The sequence below is a fragment of the Niallia sp. FSL K6-0212 genome, from assembly GCF_038007605.1.
Taxonomy (GTDB): domain Bacteria; phylum Bacillota; class Bacilli; order Bacillales; family Cytobacillaceae; genus Niallia; species Niallia circulans.
In genome coordinates this window covers 383,540-404,407 of record NZ_JBBOXL010000001.1, presented here as the reverse complement: position 1 = coordinate 404,407, position 20,868 = coordinate 383,540, and the positions used below count along the sequence as shown (strand labels likewise).

Below are 20,868 nucleotides of genomic sequence, written 5' to 3'. Positions count from 1 at the left end.
AAAGAAAACCTACCCTTTGGCTTGGTCGGCGCGGGTAGGTTTTTGGTGTGCTTTTATTTATAGGAGGGAGGCACTGTCTGTCGACAAGGAATAAGGTAAATCTGTTTCTGCATAGTCTTTATTTGGCGGCACAATACCAAGCTGGAAGTCGATGGTGCAGCCTTTTATAAGTACGTCATGCTTTAAAAATAGCTTGTTGTAAATTTCATTGTTGACAGTAACCTGATGAACAAAATTAAATTGTGGCTGGTTGAATGCAGTTGAAATTTCGATTTTTTTGTCATTTGGTAGATGTATTGTAATCTCATCAAAAATCGGCATTCCAATTACATATTCCCCTGTACCAGGGCAGATAGGATAAAAGCCCATACTGCTAAAAATAAACCAGCCAGACATACTGCCATTATCTTCATCACCAGGATAGCCAGTTGGACTACTAGAGAATAACTGGGTCATTAATTGTTTTAATAAAACTTGAGACGAAGCGGGATCACCAGCATAGGTAAATAAATAAGGCAGATGAAAACTTGGCTGATTGGATATGGCAACTTGGCCAAAATCAATTGCAGCCATTTCGCTCATTTCATGTATTTCCAATCGATAGCCTTTGGTATCAAAAATCGGTTCTTGATTGCACAGATCTACTAATTTGTTTCGAAAAGGTTCTTTTCCACCATAAGCATTTATTAATCCAGCGAAGTCGTGAAAAACCGCAAAGCTGCTTTGCCAAGCGCTTCCTTCTGCATAATCCTGCCCCCAGCTAAAGGAATTGAAGGGTTCTTCTACTTTGCCTTGTTTATCTTTGGCACGCATAAATCCCGTTTCTTTATGGAAGATATTGCGATAATTATAAGCGCGCTTTTCGAAGGTCTTCCTTAGATCATCCTGTCCTAATTTTTGGGCTACTCTGCTAATGCAGAAATCACTAAATGCGTAATCAAGTGTATGGTTTACACTTTCATGATGGCTGGAAGGAATGTAGCCATATGTATCATAATCTTCGATTCCTTGTCGGCCATAGGTTCGCTTTGAACTTACGGTAGAAGCAGTTTTCACCATTGCTTCAAACAACTCAGGAATGATATCAACAGCAATTCCTTTTTGCGACGCATCTGCAATAACAGCATCGATTAACGTACCCGGCATAAGTCCACGTTCATCGGGAGACAGCCATTTAGGGAGAAATCCCGTTTCTTTATAACTATTCAGAAAGCCTCTCAGCATTTCTTCATATTCTTCTGGAATAAGAAGAGAATAGAAAGGATAGACGGTTCGGAATGTGTCCCAAAAGCCGTTATTTGTATACAGGACACCAGGTTTTACACTTTTGCTTGTTGTATCATAATGAATCGGCTCACCTTGTTGATTTATTTCATAGAATTTTTGCGGAAAAAGAAACATCCGATACATACAGTGATAGAATGTCTTAACTGTAGAAAAATCTTTATTCTTCACTTCAATTTTATTTAAGTAATGTTCCCAAGCTTCCTCTGCCCTTTCTTTGAGAGCATTAAATGAAAAAGGTGATAGTTCTTGACTTAGATTCCATTCTGCTTGAGCACTGCTTATAAAAGAAGTGGCAAGACGAGTTTCTAGCGGTTTGTCTTCGGTTAATAAGAAGCGCATCAAAAAGTGCTGGTCTTCGCCAGTTGCTGAAAAAGCGGAAGTAAACGTCTTATCCTCTTGGAAAAAGCCAGTATGCACTTGATCGATGGGATGACTAAAGGTCATGACAAAGTACATTTTAAAATCAGGATCTTCGCAGCCAGCAAAATTGGAAACATATCCAGTTAGCTTGTTTTTCTCTATATCTAGTGAAACGTTTCCTTTGCCAGGAAGATGTAGGGATAAACCTGGTAGATTGAAATCTCTATAGGCAGAACGAAGTATGGAGCCATATGTAGTAGGAACCAATTCATTCTTAATTTGATAGCGTGCTTGCGTTATTTGTAAATAATGTGGCTGATATACGGCATTTTCAGGTCGATAGGAACTTTGATTGTGGTAAATATCGTCATGGTGAACAGCGCCTGAAAGGGGTGTTAATAATAAATGGGAGAAATCCCCCATCCACGGGCTCGGCTGATGAGTTAACCGAAAGCCTTGAAAAACCCGATCACGCGGATGAAAAAACCAGCTTCCATTCGTATGTTTTGTTTGCGGAACAAAGAAATTCATGCCAAAGGGAAAGCCTGTATAGGGAAGCGTATTCCCGTTTGAATAGCTATGTTGATTTTCTGTACCTTGTCTTGTATCAATTAATTCTAACATAGACACCTCTCCTTACTTTTTAATTAGTAGATTCTCTAATGATCATTTCAATCGGAATTACTACGGAATGAATTGCTTCTTTGTTTTCAATTAATTGAATAAGCTGTTTAGCTGCTTGATATCCGATCTCCTCGAAGTTTTGGGCAATCGTGGTTAATGCGGGGTCGACAAGTTCAGCTGCTTGTATATTATCAAAGCCAATAATCGAAAAGTCTTTAGGGATTTGATAGCCGTATCTTTTGATTTCTTTCATTAAATGAATCGCATTAATATCGTTCTCTGCTATCAGGCCAGTAATTTCTTCTTCTTTTAGCTGACGGATAAAAGCGCTGTTGTCCTCAGCTGAATGCACTACTTTTGAATCATGATACGCAATATTTGCTTCGTGTACTGCTTTTAAATAACCTAAATACCTTTCTCGAATAGTGGAACTTCTCTCTAAATTTTGTGTAGCATAAAAAATGATTTTCTTATGTCCTTGGTTAATTAAATACTGTGCTGCCAGATAACCACCTTGCATATTATCAGATGTAATAAAAGGAAATGGGATGCTTTCGATTTTCTTATCGAGCACCACTACCGGAAATTTTTCGAGATATAAGGTATAAAGAATATCTAAATGCGATGTTCCAGCCTCTGGATAAAGGAGGAGACCTGCGTACATAGATGATATTTTTTTGGCATCAAGCTGACTTAAGTAAGCATTTGTCTGAATTTGCACCGTATAGGATGTGTTCGCAATAAAACGGCTAATTCCTTGAGCATAATCTCCTAGTCCAGGATTATTAGGAAAAGGAAGAATAAAGAGAATAACATCAGAAGGAAACTGTTTTTGTTCGGCAACAAAGCTTCCTCTCCCTTGGATTCGTTCGATTAGTTCTTTGTTTTCTAGCTCGGTTAATGCTCTCTTTGATGTGATTCGACTGACGTTGTATTGCTTAGAAATTTCTAATTCTGTCGGTACTTGATCGCCTGGCTTTAAATCACCAGCTTGGATTTTGGCTAGTATGTCTGTGACAATTTTTTGATAAAGTGGTTCTTTTTTCATCATAAACTCCTTAAATGATATATCAAATTTATTATAACATGAAATTGCTTTCCGTAAAGAGTAAAGCTAAGCAAATTTTATGAATATAAATATGAGAGAAGTTTTCCCGATTTATAGACAGACAATTTTTCATTAAAATAAGAAAAAGAAACACTAGACAATAAAGGCGATTGAAATTAAAATGGGTTTAAATGATATATCAAATATTGAGAGGGGTTCGAAAAATGTCATATCAAAAAACAACGATGTCTTCGGTAAAAGAATTTATGAAATGGATTACAAAAAAATGTGGGGATGAACATGCGAATTGGGCTGTTAATTTCAATACTTGTTTTGCTAATACATTAGAAACAACAGTTGAAAAGCTGGAGGATGGAACTACTTTTCTCCTTACAGGGGATATACCAGCGATGTGGCTGCGAGATTCCACTGCACAGGTAAGACCATATTTAGTATTGGCTGAAAAGGACGAAGAAATGGCTAATATGATTGCCGGTCTTATTGAGCGACAATGTCAGTATATTTGTTTGGATCCTTATGCGAACGCTTTCAATAAAGAAGCGAATGGGGCAGGACATCAAACCGATTTAACGACAATGAATCCATGGATATGGGAAAGAAAGTATGAAATTGATTCACTGTGTTATCCAATCCAGCTTAGTTATTTGTTCTGGAAGGCAACAGGGAGAACAAATCATTTTAATCAGTCGTTTCAGGAAGCGGTCCAAAAAATAATTGAGGTATGGATGATAGAGCAAGATCATACGAATTCCTCCTATACATTTGAAAGAGTGACCGATCGACAAGAGGATACGTTAATAAACAAAGGGAGAGGGGCAGACGTCGTTCCTACTGGCATGACCTGGTCAGGATTTAGACCAAGTGATGATGCTTGTACATATGGTTATTTAGTGCCTTCAAATATGTTTGCTAGTGTAGTGCTAGGTTATCTAATCGAGATTTATGAAGATGTTTTGAAGATAACGGAGCAAGTTCCTGTCTTTCAAAAACTCAAAGAGGAGATAGAAAAAGGGATTGAGGAGTTTGCCGTTGTACGCAATCATAACGGTGAAGAAATTTATGCCTACGAAGTAGATGGAAAAGGCAACTTTACCATTATGGATGATTCTAATATACCTAATCTACTATCTGCCCCCTATCTTGGATATGTGGAGGAAAATGATGAAAGATACCGAGCAACACGGCAGACAATACTTAGTAAAGAGAATCCTTACTTTTATAAAGGGAAATATGCGGAAGGGATTGGAAGCTCCCATACACCGGAAAATTATATTTGGCCGATTGCTCTTGCGATGGAAGGTCTAACGGCAGAGGATAAAAAGGAGAAAGAAAGAATACTAGATTTGCTTGTAGCCTGTGATGGAGGAACACATTTAATGCATGAAGGCTTTAATGTGGATGATCCTTCTCAATATACGAGAGAGTGGTTTTCATGGGCGAATATGATGTTTTGCGAATTAGTAATGGATTATTTTGATATTCGAGTAAAGAAAAAATAATGACAGGACAGTAAAGGAACTAGAGAGGAGTACCTGAAGATGAAAAAAGTGTATATAATATCCCATAGTCACTGGGATCGAGAATGGTATTTGCCTTTTGAACAGCATCGCATGCGATTGGTTCAGCTAATCGATGATTTATTAGAGTTGTTTGACACAGATCCTCATTTTAATAGTTTTCATTTAGATGGGCAGACAATTATTCTCGATGATTATTTGGAGATAAAGCCGCAAAACGAATGGAAGCTCAAAAAATATATTCAAGAAGGAAAATTAAAAATTGGTCCCTTCTATATTCTGCAAGATGATTTTTTAATTAGTAGTGAAGCAAATGTACGAAATCTTTTAATTGGATTGCAAGAATGCCAAAAATGGGGAGCACCAGTTAAGTTAGGCTATTTCCCAGATACATTTGGGAATATGGGGCAGGTACCACAAATTCTTAAACAGTCTGGCATGGATGTGGCGGCGTTTGGGCGCGGGGTTAAACCTACGGGGTTTAATAATATTGTTATCAATGATGATCAATATAGTTCACCATATTCAGAAATGTGGTGGGAGGGCCCTGATAAATCCACTGTTTTAGGCATTCTTTTCGCCAATTGGTATAGTAATGGGAATGAAATTCCTGTGGATGAAGTGGAAGCAAAGCAATTTTGGGATCAGAAATTAAAGGATGCCCTTCAATATGCATCTACAGATCATCTATTGTTTATGAATGGCTGTGATCATCAGCCAGTTCAAAAGAATATTACAGCTGCCATTGAAGCAGCCAATAATTTATATCCTGACATAACCTTCATTCATAGTAGTTTTGATGAGTATATGAAAATAATAAAACAAGACATTCCTGAAAATTTACATACAGTGAAAGGAGAATTAACTAGTCAGGAGACAGATGGCTGGTATACTTTAGCAAATACCGCTTCCTCTAGAATATATCTGAAACAAAGAAATACAGATGTTAGTAGATTGTTAGAAAATATTGCGGAACCATTGGCTGCAATGGCCTATCAAAAGGACGGAAAATATCCCCATGAAATGTTTCAGTTTGCATGGAAACAATTGATGCAAAACCATCCCCATGACAGTATTTGCGGCTGCAGTGTGGATGAGGTGCATCGTGAAATGATGACTCGCTTTCATAAAGCAGAGGAAGTAGGTCAATTTATAAAAACAGAAGCTTTAACTATGCTTGCAGAACAAATTGACACGAGTGAATTTCCAGCTGGAAGCCGCCCTTTTATTGTCTTTAATACTGCTGGCAGTACAAAAACAGGTTTGGTTGAAATAGAGATAGAGTGGAAAAGACTTCCCTTTTCGAGCGGACGTCCAGATGAATTGTATCGCAAGCTAAAAGCCGAAGAGTTTCCAGCAATGAAAGTAATCGATAAAGAGGGAGTGGAAGTTCCAGCAAGGGTTATCTATACAGATATCCGGTTTGGATATGATCTTCCAGAGGATCGTTTTCGTCAGCCGTTTATCGGTGCTTATGTGACTGTTGAGCTCCCATTAAACGAAATGAGTCCATTATCATGGCAAACCTATGCGTTGATAGAAGGGGAATCCCAGCAGCAAGAACACAAAAAAATTGTTCAGCATCAAGGGCAGCTTTTAGAAAATATCCATCTAAAAGTTCAAATAGAACAAAATGGTACATTGACTGTTTTGGATAAAGGAACAAATAGTATCTACACAAACTTTCTCACTTTTGAGAATACGGGCGATGTTGGCAATGAGTATATTTACAAAATGCCAAAAGGAGATCAGCCCATTTTATCATCAGCAGGAACAGCAGAGGTAGAGATTATTTCTGATACTTTTGCGTATGGAGAAGTGCTTTTAACACAAAAAATGCTGATTCCAGAATCAGCAGATGAAAGGTTATTGGAAGAGCAGAAAGGATTAATTGAATTTCGTGGTCGTCATGCTGGCCGTTCGAAAAAGCTGAAAACATTGGAGCTGAAAACAAAAATAAGATTAGAGCGAAACAGTAATCAGCTTTTATTCGAAACGTCATTTGCTAACCAAATGAAGGACCATCGCATACGAGTGCTCTTTCCAACGGGGATTCATGTAGAGGAGCATGAATCTGACAGTATTTTCGAAGTAGTGAAGCGAGCAAATAAGGTAAGTTCCAACTGGGAAAATCCAACTAACCCACAGCATCAGCATGCATTTGTTAATTTACATGATGAAAATAGAGGGGTGACTGTTGCGAATTATGGACTGAATGAGTATGAAATTATGGAAGATACCATTGCCGTTACTTTGCTTCGAGCGGTTGGGGAATTAGGAGATTGGGGTTACTTCCCAACTCCAGAAGCTCAGTGTATAGGAAATCAAACAGTGAAATTTGCCGTAGGATTTCACGATAGCACAAACAAGCTGGAATCCTATCATGCAGCAATTAACTTTCAAATTCCATTTTCTAGTGTGCAAACAGATATGCATAAAGGTGCATATCCGTCCATATATGAATTTATTCAATTGGACGGAAAAGCTTTTCGACTAACAGCATTTAAGCAGAAAGAAAACAGCAAAGAAATAGTTCTTCGAGGCTATAATTTAACGGAGCAAAAACAGCCTTTAACGTTGAAATATAATGGGAAATACCCAAGAAAATCTAATTTACTGGAAGAAGTGAACGGAGAGATGTTCGATTCCAATCAAATGAACGAAGCGGAGATTTGTACATTTATATGGGAGTAATTTAGAAGAAAAAAAGAGTGTTTCCCCATTTTTTATAGGGAAACACTCTTTTTTTATATGAATGATTAATAACTAAAATAGTAAAATATAGTACCAATCAGCTAAGTATTAATGATTCTAGACATTTCCAGATGTAGTCCTTATGTTATAATTATATATCATCTTGGTTGGTGAAAGGAGAGTTGGTAATGAACAAGAAAACAAATTTTCTCATTTTTTTATTGGCGGTAAGCTGTGGAGCTGTAGTGGCTAATATATATTATACCCAGCCGATAATTCAATTTATTTCTGCTGATTTACATATTGCTTCAAATATTTCTGGGCTGTTAACGACTTTAACGCAGATTGGATATGGCGCTGGCTTGTTTTTCTTAGTGCCCTTGGCGGATCTTTATAAAAGTAAACGAATCATTATCTTGTTAATAGGGCTAACCATTCTTTCTTTAATTGGTGCTTTATTTTCGACAAATGGCATGATCTTTTTATTTGTTGTTACATTCATCGGGATTGGAGCAAGTGCTGCTCAAATGTTAGTGCCATTAACGATGAAAATTGTCCCTAAAGAACAAGCTGGGAATTATATCGGCAAAGTAATGAGTGGGCTTTTTATTGGAATTATGGTGGCGCGGCCATTTTCAATCGCCGTTACGGATTGGCTTGGCTGGCGGATGGTCTTTCTTTTTTCTTGCCTTATTTTAGTTACTATTTTGCTATTATTATTAAAATTTTTGCCGGATTTTGGATTAGAATCTAATCTTGGCATAACGTATCCTGCTTTATTGCGCTCGATGGTAAGTGTCCTAAAAGAAACGCAGCCACTCCAACAAAGAGCATTTTACCATGCTTGTATCTTTGCTACATTTAGTTTGTATTGGACAGTTTTACCCATCTTATTAAGATCCGAGTCCTTGCATTTTACTAATAATGAAATTGCCCTATTTGGCTTTGTTGCCATTGCTGGTGCATTGTTAACCCCATATATTGGAAAGTTAGGGGATAAGGGATATATTTACTCTATGACGAATGTATCAATGGTTCTAGTATTTGTTTCGATTTTTCTTTTGTTTTTTGTAAAAGATCATTCTATCTTAAGTATTGCACTTATTGTAATCTCTGGGATTATACTAGACATCGGTGTATCAGGAAATATGCTGTTAGGTCAAAAGGTTATTTTTAGCTTAAACCCAGCCATTCGAAATAGATTAAATGGATTATATATGACCATTTTCTTCTTAGGAGGAGCGTTTGGATCATGGATCGGAAGCTATAGTTATTATCAATTCAGTCCGGATACGGCATTGCTCTTGGCGATGACCTTTCCCATACTAGCTCTCCTTGTTCATCTGAAAAAAGGAAAAAAAATATTGTCTCATGCCATGGGCTAAAAGAGTAGTTTAAAGAATGAAAGTATCCTTTTTGGGATATTTTTCATTCTTTTTTTATTACTTTTATGGGTATATCTTCTATATGTCACTTCCATTTCTTTTCTGATATTATTTCTGAATTACTAAATACTAAGCTTATTACTATTATGTGGGAGGTATGATGATGAGCAGCAAGGAAAGAGAGTACGATAAGAAAGTACTTCATTTAGAGAGCTTAAAGGAATTAAAAGATAGGAAGTTTCAGAAACAAGTTGATTCAACGGGCAAGCGGACATTAAAAGAAATCAAGGAACAAGTAATCGTAATTACAGGAGCTTCTAGTGGGATTGGACTTGTCACAGCGAGAATGGCTGCTTCTAAAGGTGCAAAGCTTGTGCTGGCAGCACGAAATGAGAATGCCCTGGAAAAACTAACTGCTGAGTTAAAGGAACAAGGGGCTTCCGTCGTTTATGTAAAGGCTGATGTGGGAAAAGAACAAGAGGTAAAAAAAATTGCCGAAACAGCGCTAGAAACATTTGGAGGATTTGATACTTGGGTTAATAATGCAGGAGTGACGATATATGGATATGCCCTGGATGTAAGCATTGAGGACATGAAACGAATGCATGATACTAACTATTGGGGTGTTGTCTACGGTACAAGAATTGCGATTAACCATTTCAAAGAGCGAGGGAATGTGGGTGCTCTAATTAATGTAGGGAGCCTATTTGGGGATAGAGGAACACTTATCCAGTCGACATACGCACCTTCGAAATTCGCTGTTCATGGCTGGACTGAAAGCATTCGAATGGAAGCGGAAAAGGAACAAATTCCTGTATCTATTACTTTGATTCATCCTGGAAGAATAGATACGCCATATGCAGAACATGCTAGAAGTTATTTGGATAAGCAGCCTACTCACAAAGGGATGATTTATCCTCCAGATGCGGTAGCAGAAGCAATATTATTTGCAGCAGAAAATCCAATGAGAGATATATATGTTGGTTCTCAAGCGAAACTATTAAATCTACTAGGCACATTATTACCGCGATTTACAGACAGGTTAATGGAGAAATGGATTCCACCAACTCAATATAAAGATCAACCATCTAACAGCCGTGAAAAAAGTAATTTATATCAGCCAGGATACGGTTTACATGAAAGAGGAAATAATCAGGGATGGATTCGTTCTCGAAGTATGTACGTAAAAATGAGCAAGCATCCCATTCTTACAGCTGCAGCTGCCGTCAGTATTGGGATTATCTTTTTGACTAAAGGGAAAAAATCAAAGTAATAAGAAACAGAATACCTGTTTTTCCTGTGCGAATGATGACACAGTTTAGAAAGGAGAGTCCGAGATGCCGACCAATTCAAACGTGCCTTCAGATAAAGGATTAGATAAAACCATTACCTTATTAAAGGAAGGATATCTATTTATTAATAACAGAATGGATAAATTTAATACTGATATATTCACAGTGCGTTTATTAGGGCAAAATGTGATATGTATAAAAGGAGAGGAGGCTGTAAAGATTTTCTACGACACTGAGAAATTTCAGCGCAATGGTGCAGCCCCTAATCGCGTTCAGCAATCATTATTTGGAAAGAATGCGGTTCAAACGATGGATGATGAAAAACATCTTCACAGAAAACTTCTATTTATGTCCTTATTGACTCCTGAGCATCAGCAAAAGTTGGCGAATCTTACAACAGTCTATTTAGAAGAGGCAATAAAGCAGTGGGAACAACGGGATCAAATTGTTTTATTTGATGAAATAAAGAATATCTTATGTAAAGTTGCCTGTCAGTGGGCAGGAGTCCCGCTTGCGGAAGAAGAAATATTAGAGCGTGCTGATGATTTTATTGCGATGGTGTATGCATTTGGCACCCTTGGCCCCGAGCACTGGAAAGGCAGAATGGCCCGTAATCGAGCAGAGCGGTGGATTAGACAAGTGATTGAAGAAGTTCGTGAGGGCAAACTGGAAACAGAGCAAGGAACCGCGTTACATGAAATGGCTTTTTATGAGAAAATCGATGGAACAAGGCTTGATACGGAAATGGCGGCAATTGAGTTAATAAATGTGTTAAGACCAATCGTTGCGATTGCCACTTTCATTACATTTTCTGCTTTAGCCTTCCATGAATATAAAGAACAAAGAGAAAAACTTCGCACAGCTGATGACCGACATTTCGATATGTTTGTCCATGAAGTAAGGCGATATTATCCGTTTGGCCCTTTTCTTGGAGCTCGTGTCCGAACTAATTTTATGTGGAAGAACCAAGAATTTAAAGAAGGAACTTTAGTCTTATTAGATATTTATGGAACCAATCACGATGCACGTTTATGGGAGAATCCCAATCAATTTAATCCAAGTCGATTTGAAAATTGGCAAGGAGGGTTGTATGATTTTATTCCCCATGGCGGAGGAGATCCAGCAAAAGGGCATCGCTGTCCCGGAGAAGGAGTTACAGTTGAATTGATGAAGGTTGTTTTGCGAACTCTCGCAACGGAATTGGACTATGATGTTCCAGTTCAAGATTTACATTATGACTTAAGTCAGATGCCAACATTGCCGAAGAGTGGTTTTATTATGAACAATGTTAAAAAACGATAAGTAAAAAGAAGAGCTTGGCCTGTTTATTTAAAGGTCAAGTTTTTTTATTTGTTATTTCTCCTATTGGTGAAAAAATATGTCGAAGAAGTCCTGTTTTTTGAAAAAAATTGGTGAATTTTTTTATATATTTTCTAAAAAATGGTAGATTAGCGCTATAATTATAATATCGATACATGGAGAAATGGAAATAACAAGAGAGAAGGGAGATATAATGATTGGTGAAAGAATAAGGCAACTACGTATCCATAAACAGCTGACGCAAAAGGAATTAACGGAAGGGATTTGTTCTATCACTTATTTAAGCCGGATTGAAAATGGGCAAATCAATCCATCTGCAGAGTTTTTAAGAAAAGTGTCCAAAAGACTTGGTTATGATTTAACCGAATTGAGTAGTCCGAATAGAGATGAAAAAATATTAGAGATCGTGGAAAACTATAAAAAAAGCGGAAAAATTACAGATGAACACCTTTCTTATCTTCATATTCAGACATTGGAATTAAACTCTACCAAAATAAATCTGAACCTTTATGGAGTTTTATTGAGATATTATACGACAAAAGGAGAAATAGAGCAGGCTAGAAGTATTTATAGCTTATCTAAACGATTTATTTCAGGAGAAATTAATGAAGGTTTAGAAGAAGAATACTTTTATTATTATCTTTCTTGTGGTAACTTCTTTTATTACCTTCAGGACTTTAATTTTTCAGTTCATTATTACACAAAAGCAGATCATTTATTAAAAGATAGGGAGAGTTTAGATGCTGCGAAACTTTATTATAATCTTAGTTTGATTAAACAAAGAACACACGCCAATCAAGAAATTAGTATGTATTACTCTAATAAGGCATATGAGATATTTGAAAAAAAGAAAGAAAAAGAATATATCATTACTGCTTTAATTACATTGGGGGTTCAATATCAGCTAAATAATGATTTGGATAATTCAATGGAATGTTTAAAAAAGGCAGAACATATTATCATGGAGAATAAAGAGCATGAGAAACTTTCAAGTTTTAAAGGGATGATACAGCATAATATAGGGAGAGTTTATGAGAGAAAAAAGGAATATCAGTCAGCAATAAAATACTATTTAAAGAGTATTAATATATTTGAACAACCTTCACTAGATTTGCAGATTGTTCACCCGTTGAGAAGGTTAGTAGAAATCTATATAGAATTAAAAGATTGGGTACTTGTGGATGAGTATTTAGAAAAGGCCCTTGCGATAACAGAAAAATTTCAGCTTAAGCATGATTATATTTTATTATGTTTATTAAGATTATCGGTTAAGAAACTGCAAGGTAATGAAACTGCATATGAAAAGGGAATGCAAAAAATGCTAGACTCTGCAATTGAATTACATCAAGGTATTTTGATTAAACGAATAACCAAAGAACTGGGGAATCATTATTACGATAAAAAGGCATATAAGAAAGCAGCAGATTATTTAATGAAAGCATTAGAATATGAGGAATAAATTGAAGTAGTAGGTATGTATAGTAAAATTTTAATAGCAAAAAATCTATTAAATGATAGAAAAAACAGTAGAATTTTACCTATTTTTATAAATAATCTATATAGTATAAAATTTTATTAACAAATAGATTAAAGAATAGGAGTGTATTACAAATGAAAAAAATGATAGTATCCGTTGTGGTTCTTATTACTTTAACATTGGGTGTGAATCTTGGAAGTGCTTTTGCTGGGCATGAATGTCAACCAGGAGCACTTAGTATTGGAAATCTCGAAACGGAGTAATAGTGAAATGGTGGAGATGAATAATCAGTTGATGCAGCGAATTTTTGAAACATATCAAGATCAAATGAATCGTGATTATTTACAGCCATCAACTTCTCATATTGTTGCTTGTTCTATTGAAAAAAATCAAAAAATATCACTGCGACCTCGAGAATGTCTTTTTCATAAAAACACATTAGCACAAATTTTATTTGAGGTAATAAGCAAATTTGAACCGGAATTTATAAAGGATATATCTCCTGTAATACTCAAACTAGATGAAAATGTAGTGATGGGAATTCCTTATAATGGTGTTTATAAGCTGGATTCTGAAAAGGAAATTTTTGTGCAACTAGATACAATAGAGTGTAAGCAATATAGTGATATTGCTATACACCAGAAACAATTAGGAATACATTCAAACTTAGGCATATCATATAAGCTTTTAAGACAAGACAAAGAGACATTGGACACTTTAATAAAAGTAATGAAGAAATTAAATTATTATTTAACTATTCATGGAGGAGTAGAGTCAACCATTGCAATAGCTGACTTTATCTCCGACAAGCACGAAAAGAAATTATTATTACCCCCTTACCTTTTTATTCAATGGTTATATCCTACAACTAACTTTGGAGACACTTTAATCTCATAAAGAAAAATTCCAATTTACTTCATTTAAAAGGCGAGTTTGCACTATTAGCATGCCGCCTTTTTACTTTAGGAGGATAGTATGAAAACGAAATTTGGTATAGCTCTATTTCTAATTATCGTTCTAATGATTACTGTCACTACAAAAATTGGCCATTCAGAAAATAACCTTACGATGGAAGAGCTTAATCAGCCAGATTTTCTACATGATAAAGAGGCAGTTGTCTATTTCTCCACAATAACTAATCAAGATAGGAATAATGAAGGGATTAGCTACGCTGTTTTTATTGATGATAAAGGAAAAGCAACTGGTTTTCAAATGGGTGGTTTAGAATTTGGAAGCATGGCGCTAAATGATCATCAAATGTTGTTAGAGGATAAAAATACAATAAGGTTGATTGGAGAAAAGAATGCTGTAATCGATTTGAAATACCAACAAAGCGGAGAACGAACAGGCTATTTGGAGAAACAGGATGTCTTTTTCTCTATTTATCGTTCTGGAAATGATAAAGAAAGGGATATATCCCATATTTATTGGGGAAATCACAAAGGGTTTAAAGGAGGAAATCTCCCTTTTAATATAATGGCTTCGGGTTCCACCAAGGATGAAATTCTCATTTTGACAAATGATAAAGAAGAAAAGGAATATGTCTTAAGGAAAGCATTCTTGGAAAATAACCATTTAGAAATAAAGGCCATTAAGGGATTGGAAATGGAGAAAGGATATGAATATTCATCATTGGCACCTATCTTAAGTGACGAACTCCATTATTATGTTTTGCTTTCAGAGATAACCGATGACAAGAGTCAAAATACCGTTTTATTTCTCCTTAATAAGGAAACTTTGGAACAAACAAAAGTGGAGTTAAGTACAGGATATGTTGCTAATGACCCCGCAGCTGATTCCATGAATTCCAAAAATGCAGCTTATTTATGGCGGGACGTTTTTTTCTATGTTAACGGAGTAGGAGAAGTTGTTGCGGTAAGTAAAGATGGACAAGAACAGAGTAAATTCCTGCTGGAGGATTTTCCACAAAACCAACCCCGGCATAATGAAGAAGTATATTTTGCAGGGGATTATTTATTTGCATTAAGGTATGACGATTCGAAAAAAGAGAAGTATTATCTGGAAAGCTACTCTTTGGAAAATGGTGAGAAGGTAGAAGAGAAAATAATAGAAGGATTAGATGCCATCTTATCATCTGTAAAAGGAACTTCTATTTATTCTTATGATTTTAAAATATTAAAGTAAAAGCATAAGAGCAGCCTTATGCTTTTTTTAATGAAGCTAGATGTAAAGTAGATTTATTTTAAAAAAAATATTTGTTTTCTCCTTTCCAAATTTAAAAGGTTCTAAAACGATTACATTTTTATAGAATAAGAGATTGTACAAGTTGATCCCTATATTTCCATCTCACTTTCAAGTATACTAAGAAAAAAGTAGATAGTTGGAGGTTAAGTAGTGGATTTACATGATTTTTTAGTAATGTTCAAGTATTTTATTCTAGGAGCCATCCAAGGTATTACCGAGCCAATTCCAATTTCCTCAAGTGGTCATTTAATTATTGGCCAAAGGCTTCTAGGAATTGAACAGAGAGGCTTATCGTTCGAGATTATTACAAATACGGCATCATTAATTGCCATTGTCTTCATTTACCGAAAGGATATAAAGCAATTAATAACACATAGCTTTTTGTATCTAAAAACACGAAAGGAAAGTTATCGAGCTGATTTTCGATTCTCCCTGTATGTTATTATTGGAACCATTCCAGCTGGTGTGATCGGCGTACTGTTTGGCGATTATATTGCTGATTATTTCACCTCTTTTTATACTGTTTCCATTACACTACTAATTACAGGTATAGCTTTATGGATCATTCGAAATATGCGTGGTGTAAAAAGAGATGGGGATTTATCTTTGCGAGATGCTCTTATTGTTGGATGTGCTCAAGTGATTGCACTTATACCAGGTATCAGCCGCTCAGGTTCCACTGTTATAGCGTCCATTGCATTGGGCATGAAACAAAGTACGGCGCTGCGTTTTTCCTTTATGCTTTATATTCCAGTAAGTGTTGGAGGAGCTATTCTTGGAGTAACGGAAATGATTAACAGCCCAGATTTGAAAACTTTGGCTTGGCCTTATTTCATTGCTTTTATCACGGCTCTTGTTTTTACCTATTTCTCTATGAAATGGCTAATGGGTATAATGGAAAAAGGAAACTTAAAATATTTTGCTTATTATTGCTTTATCGTTGGAACGATATTATTGGTGGTAACCTACTTATTATAAAGAGAATAATAGACAAAGAAGAAAAGTGCGATAGGACAACTATTGTGCTTTTTTGTCTTTAATGACGACTGTTTCAAAAAGAAATGAAAGAAAGGAAGAGCTTTTATTGTAAAATCCCAAGTTCTTAACAAAGCCGGAAAATCAGAAATAAGGATTGCTCACTTTAATAGGGACATAACAATCAACATTATTTTGTAATTGTGTATCCGCTTTCAGTCGGATAAGATATTACCATAGAAAGAAGAAAAGAGGTGAAGGAATTTGTGAGTCAAGTCATAAATGAGCGTCATCAGATGATTCTTACTATCTTACGAAGGGAGAAACGGTATGTGACAGCTGCAGAGTTAGCACAATCACTTAAAGTTTCTAAGAAGACAATATATAGAGATATCCAACAAATAGTTGATTCGAATTCAATGCCGTTTCGGATAATAAAAAAAGAAAACTTCGGTTATTACTTCCAGAACCATAAAGAACCTTTAGAAACGGAAACGATTGTATTTGATTATCCTGACGAAAGACGTTTGAATTTACTATTATATCTTTTAGCCATTGCACCCGGTAAGACCTCAATTCAAAAAATATCGGAAAAGTACATCGTAAGTCAGAGCTCTATTCTCAATGATTTTAAACATATTGAAAAGGAATTAAGGTCCTATCATTTAAGACTATTAAGGACAAAGGAAGGAACCTTTATTAAGGGAGATAAACTATCTATTTATCGTTTGATGGCCGTAATTATTGAGAATTACTTAACTCAAATGGGAGACCCTTTTAGTCAATATGATATTCCTGATTCTATCAAAAAAGTAAAAGTGAAAAATAATCATTTAATAAAAATTAAGAGGTTGCTGCATGATATCCAAGTGAAGCATGATTTAAGCTTAGATCAGCCCTATTATTTAACCTTATTCTGCTCTCTTCTTTCGATAATAGAAAAACATAATAATAAGCTTTCATTAGATGAAGAAGAAATAGTATACGAAGAAATAGATGAAAATTCCACTATTTATTGTATTTGTAAAGATATGATTGAGGAAATCGAAAATCAGTTTTCTCTTTCGTTAAAACAATATGATATTTATTCTCTTTATTATATTTTGAAAGCGTATAAACTTAATTCGCGATTTTTATTAAATCAAGGTACTGAGCCATATAAAAATGATCAGGTCGTTCTTTTAACAAAAAGGTTAATAGCAAAAGTGACAGAAAATAGCGGATATCGATTCGATACGGATGATGAATTATTAGAAAGGATAACCTTGCATATGCATGCAATGTTATATCGATTAAGCCATCGAATCTATATAGTTAATCCAATCATAAAATCCATAGTAACCAATTTCTCCAATATATTTGGCTTAGTAAAGACTAGCATTCAACAGTTAGTAGAAGAAGGACATTATGAAAAGTATATAACCGATGAAGAAATTGGCTATATTACTTTGTATTTTCAAATTTCGTATGATGATCATTTTGCTAATCAGATTCCTATATTAATTGAATGTACAAGTGGAATTGGCACTTCGCATTTATTAAGTGAAAAAATAAGAAGAACTTTTCCTGATATCCACATAAAGAAAATAATCGCCCAGCAACGAATAAAACAGACAGATTATGAAGATGTAGAATTAGTTATTTCTACTGTGAAAACACATAGTATCATTGATAAGCCTACTATTCTTGTGAGTCCTATTTTAAATCAAGAGGATAAGTTTAAGATAGATCAATTTATTAAGGACTACTACAATCAACAGAGTATTATCGGTGAAAAATAGAAAGGTAGGAGAGTTAAAAGTGGACATGAAAATAGAAGAATTAGATTTTCATAAGGTAGTAACAGAAGATCTTATCGAGTTAAATTTGCAAGGAACTACAAAGGAAGAAGTATTGAATGAGTTAACTGACCTATTATATGAAAACGGTTGTATATCGAATAAAGAAGGATTTATAAAGGATGTGATGTATCGAGAAGAAGAAGGTGTTACTGGTTTGGAGAAGGGGGTGGCTATCCCCCATGGTAAATCAAAGCATGTACGAAAGACATCTATTGCAATAGGAAGAACCCAATCATTTATAGAATGGGAATCGCTTGATGGAAATCCTATCAATATTATTATCTTATTTGCTGTTAAAGACACGGATAAAACCACTATCCATATTAAATTATTACAAAAGGTAGCTGTCTTATTAGCGGATGAGGAAACGATTAGTAAGTTCCAAACACTGCAGACAAAGAAAGAATTTTTAAAGGTATTAACGAAAAATGATTAAGGTGCATTTTATTAAAAACTTATAAATTTGGAGGGAATCATGATGAATATTGTGGGGATTTCAGCTTGTACATCTGGTATTGCTCATACGTATATTGCGAAAGAAAAATTGATTAAAGCAGGCCAAGAGCTGGGACATAAAGTTCGTATCGAGACACAAGGGACCATTGGAATTGAGGATGAGTTAACGACTAAGGAAATAGAGGAAGCTGATTTGGTCATAATTGCTGCAGATATCAAGGTAAGTGGAAAAGAACGTTTTGCTGGGAAGAAAATTGTTGAGATACCTACACATATTGCCATAAAGGCACCGAAACAGCTTTACCAAAAGATTGACGCTGAGCTAAATAAACAGTGAGGGGGTCTACTAGATGCTGAAGAAAATGCAAGTAAAAAAGCATGCTTTAACAGCCATTAGTTATATGCTGCCACTTGTTGTGGCATCAGGACTTTTAATTGCAATTGGGAATCTTACAGGTGGTTCGGTCATTGAAGATTATAAAGCTTCCTTTGATATTCCCTCAGCACTTGTTTCGTTAGGAGTACTTGGAATGGGGTTATTAGCTCCTGTTATTTCAGGAGCAATAGCATATTCCATAGCAGATCGTCCAGGTATTGCTCCAGGGTTATTAATGGGATTGATCGCAAACGCCATTGGAGCAGGATTTTTAGGTGGGATGCTAGGTGGATTTATTGTTGGTTACTTTGTTTTATTTTTAAGAAAAAATTTAAAAGTGCCAAAGTGGGCAGAAGGCTTAATGCCAATGATGATTATTCCTTTAATATCGAGTTTAGTTATCGGATTACTTATGTTTTTTGTGCTTGGCGTTCCGATTGTATGGGCAACAGAGGGCTTAACTTCTTTTCTAACAAGTATGCAGGGATCGATGAGATTTGTTTTTGGGGCAATATTAGGGGGAATGGCAGCATTTGATTTTGGCGGGCCAGTTAATAAAGTAGCCTCATTGTTTGCAGATGGTTTGCTATTAGAGGGCATATACGAGCCAGAAGCTGTAAAAATATTGGCATCAATGGTTCCCCCATTTGGTGTAGCCATTTCTTGGGGACTTTCTAAATTATTTCAGAAGAAACGATATACAAAATCGGAAGAAGATAACATCAAAATAGCTCTACCGATGGGAATATGCATGATTACAGAAGGCGTTATCCCGATTGCAGCAGTAGATATTGTAAGAGTTGTTGCTTCATGCACCATTGGAGCAGCCGTTGGAGGAGGGTTCTCTATGATGTGGGGGGTAGGATCTCCGGTTCCATCAGGAGGAATGTTTATTGTACCTGCGATGACACATCCAATTCTATTTTGTGTGGCATTACTTATCGGGTCACTCATTACCGGAGTTATGCTGTTCTTATGGAAGAAGGAACCAGCTGCAGAAATAGAAGAAACATCGAGTGAAGAGGAAGAAGTAGATTTATCAGATGTGAAGATTACATTTTAACCTGAATGAAAGAACGCTTATTTTGCTAGAGAGTAAGTCAATAAAGGAGGGGACTTAGAATGTATGTTTCGATGAAGGGAATGCTTGCACGTGCCAACCAAGGGAAATATGCGGTAATGGCAATCAACTGCTTTAACCTAGAAACAGCTAAGGCAGTGATTGAAGCAGCACAAGAATTGAGAGCACCTATCATTGTAGATTTATTACAAGATCATTTAATGCAGCATTTGGGAAGTAAGTTATTAACAAGACCAATTATAGAAATGGCAAATGCAGCAAGTGTAGAAGTAGCTATTAATTTAGACCATGGGCAGGATGTTGGATTTGTGAAGAGATGCTTAAGAGATGGATTTTCTAGTGTAATGATGGATGCTTCTCGTTATCCAATTGATGAGAATATAAGAATAACGAAAGAAATGGTAGAATTCGCGCAAAGCTATGATGCGAGCGTCGAAGGGGAGATTGGTAATATCGGTTCTGTTTCTAGGAACCAGATGACAGATGATGAAATGTATACGAATCCTGATTTAGCCATTAGATATGCAAAAGAAACAGGAATAGATGCGCTGGCTATTTCTTATGGCTCTAGTCACGGGGATTATCCAGATGGTTATATTCCAGCTTTTCGATTCGATATTTTAGAAAAAATTAAAGGAGAAACGGGTATCCCGCTTGTGCTCCATGGAGGATCTGGATGTGGAGAAGAAAACATAAGAAAGTCTATTTCATTAGGTATTAATAAGATTAATGTTGGCTCTGATTTTTTTAAAGCACAGGTAAATAGTATAAAAGAAAACATGGTTAGAAACGAAATAGATTATTTTGATATTATTCATCAAACGATTAAGGCTGGAAAAGATTTAGTTAAATATTATATTGAACTGGCAGGCACTGAAGGAAAGTCATTATAAATTTAAAGAAAAGAGG

At 35.7% G+C, this 20,868-nt stretch carries 17 protein-coding genes; 15 read left to right on the top strand and 2 right to left on the bottom strand.

What is annotated here, in order from left to right; translation table 11 throughout:
* Window positions 1-57: 57 nt before the first annotated feature.
* Window positions 58-2,271, bottom strand: a complete 2,214-nt coding sequence (locus MHH96_RS01835; protein WP_047943837.1) for a GH92 family glycosyl hydrolase — start codon at window positions 2,269-2,271, stop codon at window positions 58-60.
* 19 nt (window positions 2,272-2,290) lie between these two features.
* The gene (locus tag MHH96_RS01830) at window positions 2,291-3,322 is read right to left on the bottom strand and encodes a GntR family transcriptional regulator (RefSeq protein ID WP_341116486.1); all 1,032 of its coding nucleotides are present in this window, start codon (window positions 3,320-3,322) and stop codon (window positions 2,291-2,293) included.
* Window positions 3,323-3,543: 221 nt separating this feature from the next.
* On the opposite strand from MHH96_RS01830, the gene MHH96_RS01825 reads away from it, so the two are divergent.
* The 15 genes from MHH96_RS01825 (at window position 3,544) to MHH96_RS01755 (ending at window position 20,852) form a co-directional block, all read left to right on the top strand.
* Complete coding sequence (locus tag MHH96_RS01825) at window positions 3,544-4,839, top strand: glycoside hydrolase family 125 protein (protein WP_047943839.1); 1,296 nt, start codon at window positions 3,544-3,546, stop codon at window positions 4,837-4,839.
* Window positions 4,840-4,878: 39 nt separating this feature from the next.
* Window positions 4,879-7,551, top strand: coding sequence for an alpha-mannosidase (locus tag MHH96_RS01820; protein WP_047943840.1), 2,673 nt, complete (start codon window positions 4,879-4,881; stop codon window positions 7,549-7,551).
* A 188-nt stretch (window positions 7,552-7,739) separates the two neighbouring features.
* Window positions 7,740-8,936, top strand: a complete 1,197-nt coding sequence (locus MHH96_RS01815) for an MFS transporter (RefSeq protein ID WP_047943841.1) — start codon at window positions 7,740-7,742, stop codon at window positions 8,934-8,936.
* 163 nt (window positions 8,937-9,099) lie between these two features.
* Window positions 9,100-10,209: an SDR family oxidoreductase gene (locus MHH96_RS01810; RefSeq protein ID WP_082138403.1), complete on the top strand. Its 1,110-nt coding sequence runs from the start codon at window positions 9,100-9,102 to the stop codon at window positions 10,207-10,209.
* Window positions 10,210-10,273: 64 nt separating this feature from the next.
* A complete protein-coding gene (locus MHH96_RS01805; RefSeq protein ID WP_047943842.1) occupies window positions 10,274-11,530 on the top strand; it encodes a cytochrome P450 in 1,257 nt (418 codons plus the stop codon).
* Between the two features lie 181 nt (window positions 11,531-11,711).
* Window positions 11,712-13,007, top strand: a complete 1,296-nt coding sequence (locus MHH96_RS01800) for a helix-turn-helix domain-containing protein (protein ID WP_082138404.1) — start codon at window positions 11,712-11,714, stop codon at window positions 13,005-13,007.
* 152 nt (window positions 13,008-13,159) lie between these two features.
* Window positions 13,160-13,288 (top strand): hypothetical protein, encoded by a 129-nt coding sequence (locus MHH96_RS01795; RefSeq protein ID WP_268874807.1) that lies wholly within the window; start codon window positions 13,160-13,162, stop codon window positions 13,286-13,288.
* A 7-nt stretch (window positions 13,289-13,295) separates the two neighbouring features.
* Entirely contained in the window at window positions 13,296-13,922 is a 627-nt protein-coding gene (locus MHH96_RS01790; RefSeq protein WP_047943844.1) for a hypothetical protein, read from the top strand.
* 78 nt (window positions 13,923-14,000) lie between these two features.
* On the top strand, window positions 14,001-15,170 hold the full coding sequence (locus tag MHH96_RS01785) for a hypothetical protein (RefSeq protein WP_047943845.1): 1,170 nt from the start codon (window positions 14,001-14,003) through the stop codon (window positions 15,168-15,170).
* A 234-nt stretch (window positions 15,171-15,404) separates the two neighbouring features.
* Window positions 15,405-16,208, top strand: coding sequence for an undecaprenyl-diphosphate phosphatase (locus tag MHH96_RS01780; RefSeq protein WP_172864653.1), 804 nt, complete (start codon window positions 15,405-15,407; stop codon window positions 16,206-16,208).
* A gap of 263 nt (window positions 16,209-16,471) precedes the next feature.
* Entirely contained in the window at window positions 16,472-17,986 is a 1,515-nt protein-coding gene (locus MHH96_RS01775; RefSeq protein WP_082138405.1) for a BglG family transcription antiterminator, read from the top strand.
* Window positions 17,987-18,011: 25 nt separating this feature from the next.
* Window positions 18,012-18,482, top strand: a complete 471-nt coding sequence (locus MHH96_RS01770) for a PTS sugar transporter subunit IIA (RefSeq protein ID WP_047943877.1) — start codon at window positions 18,012-18,014, stop codon at window positions 18,480-18,482.
* 42 nt (window positions 18,483-18,524) lie between these two features.
* Window positions 18,525-18,839, top strand: coding sequence for a PTS fructose transporter subunit IIB (locus MHH96_RS01765; RefSeq protein WP_047943848.1), 315 nt, complete (start codon window positions 18,525-18,527; stop codon window positions 18,837-18,839).
* A gap of 16 nt (window positions 18,840-18,855) precedes the next feature.
* Window positions 18,856-19,941: a PTS fructose transporter subunit IIC gene (locus MHH96_RS01760; protein ID WP_095258446.1), complete on the top strand. Its 1,086-nt coding sequence runs from the start codon at window positions 18,856-18,858 to the stop codon at window positions 19,939-19,941.
* A gap of 59 nt (window positions 19,942-20,000) precedes the next feature.
* Entirely contained in the window at window positions 20,001-20,852 is an 852-nt protein-coding gene (locus MHH96_RS01755) for a class II fructose-bisphosphate aldolase (protein WP_047943850.1), read from the top strand.
* Window positions 20,853-20,868: the final 16 nt, after the last annotated feature.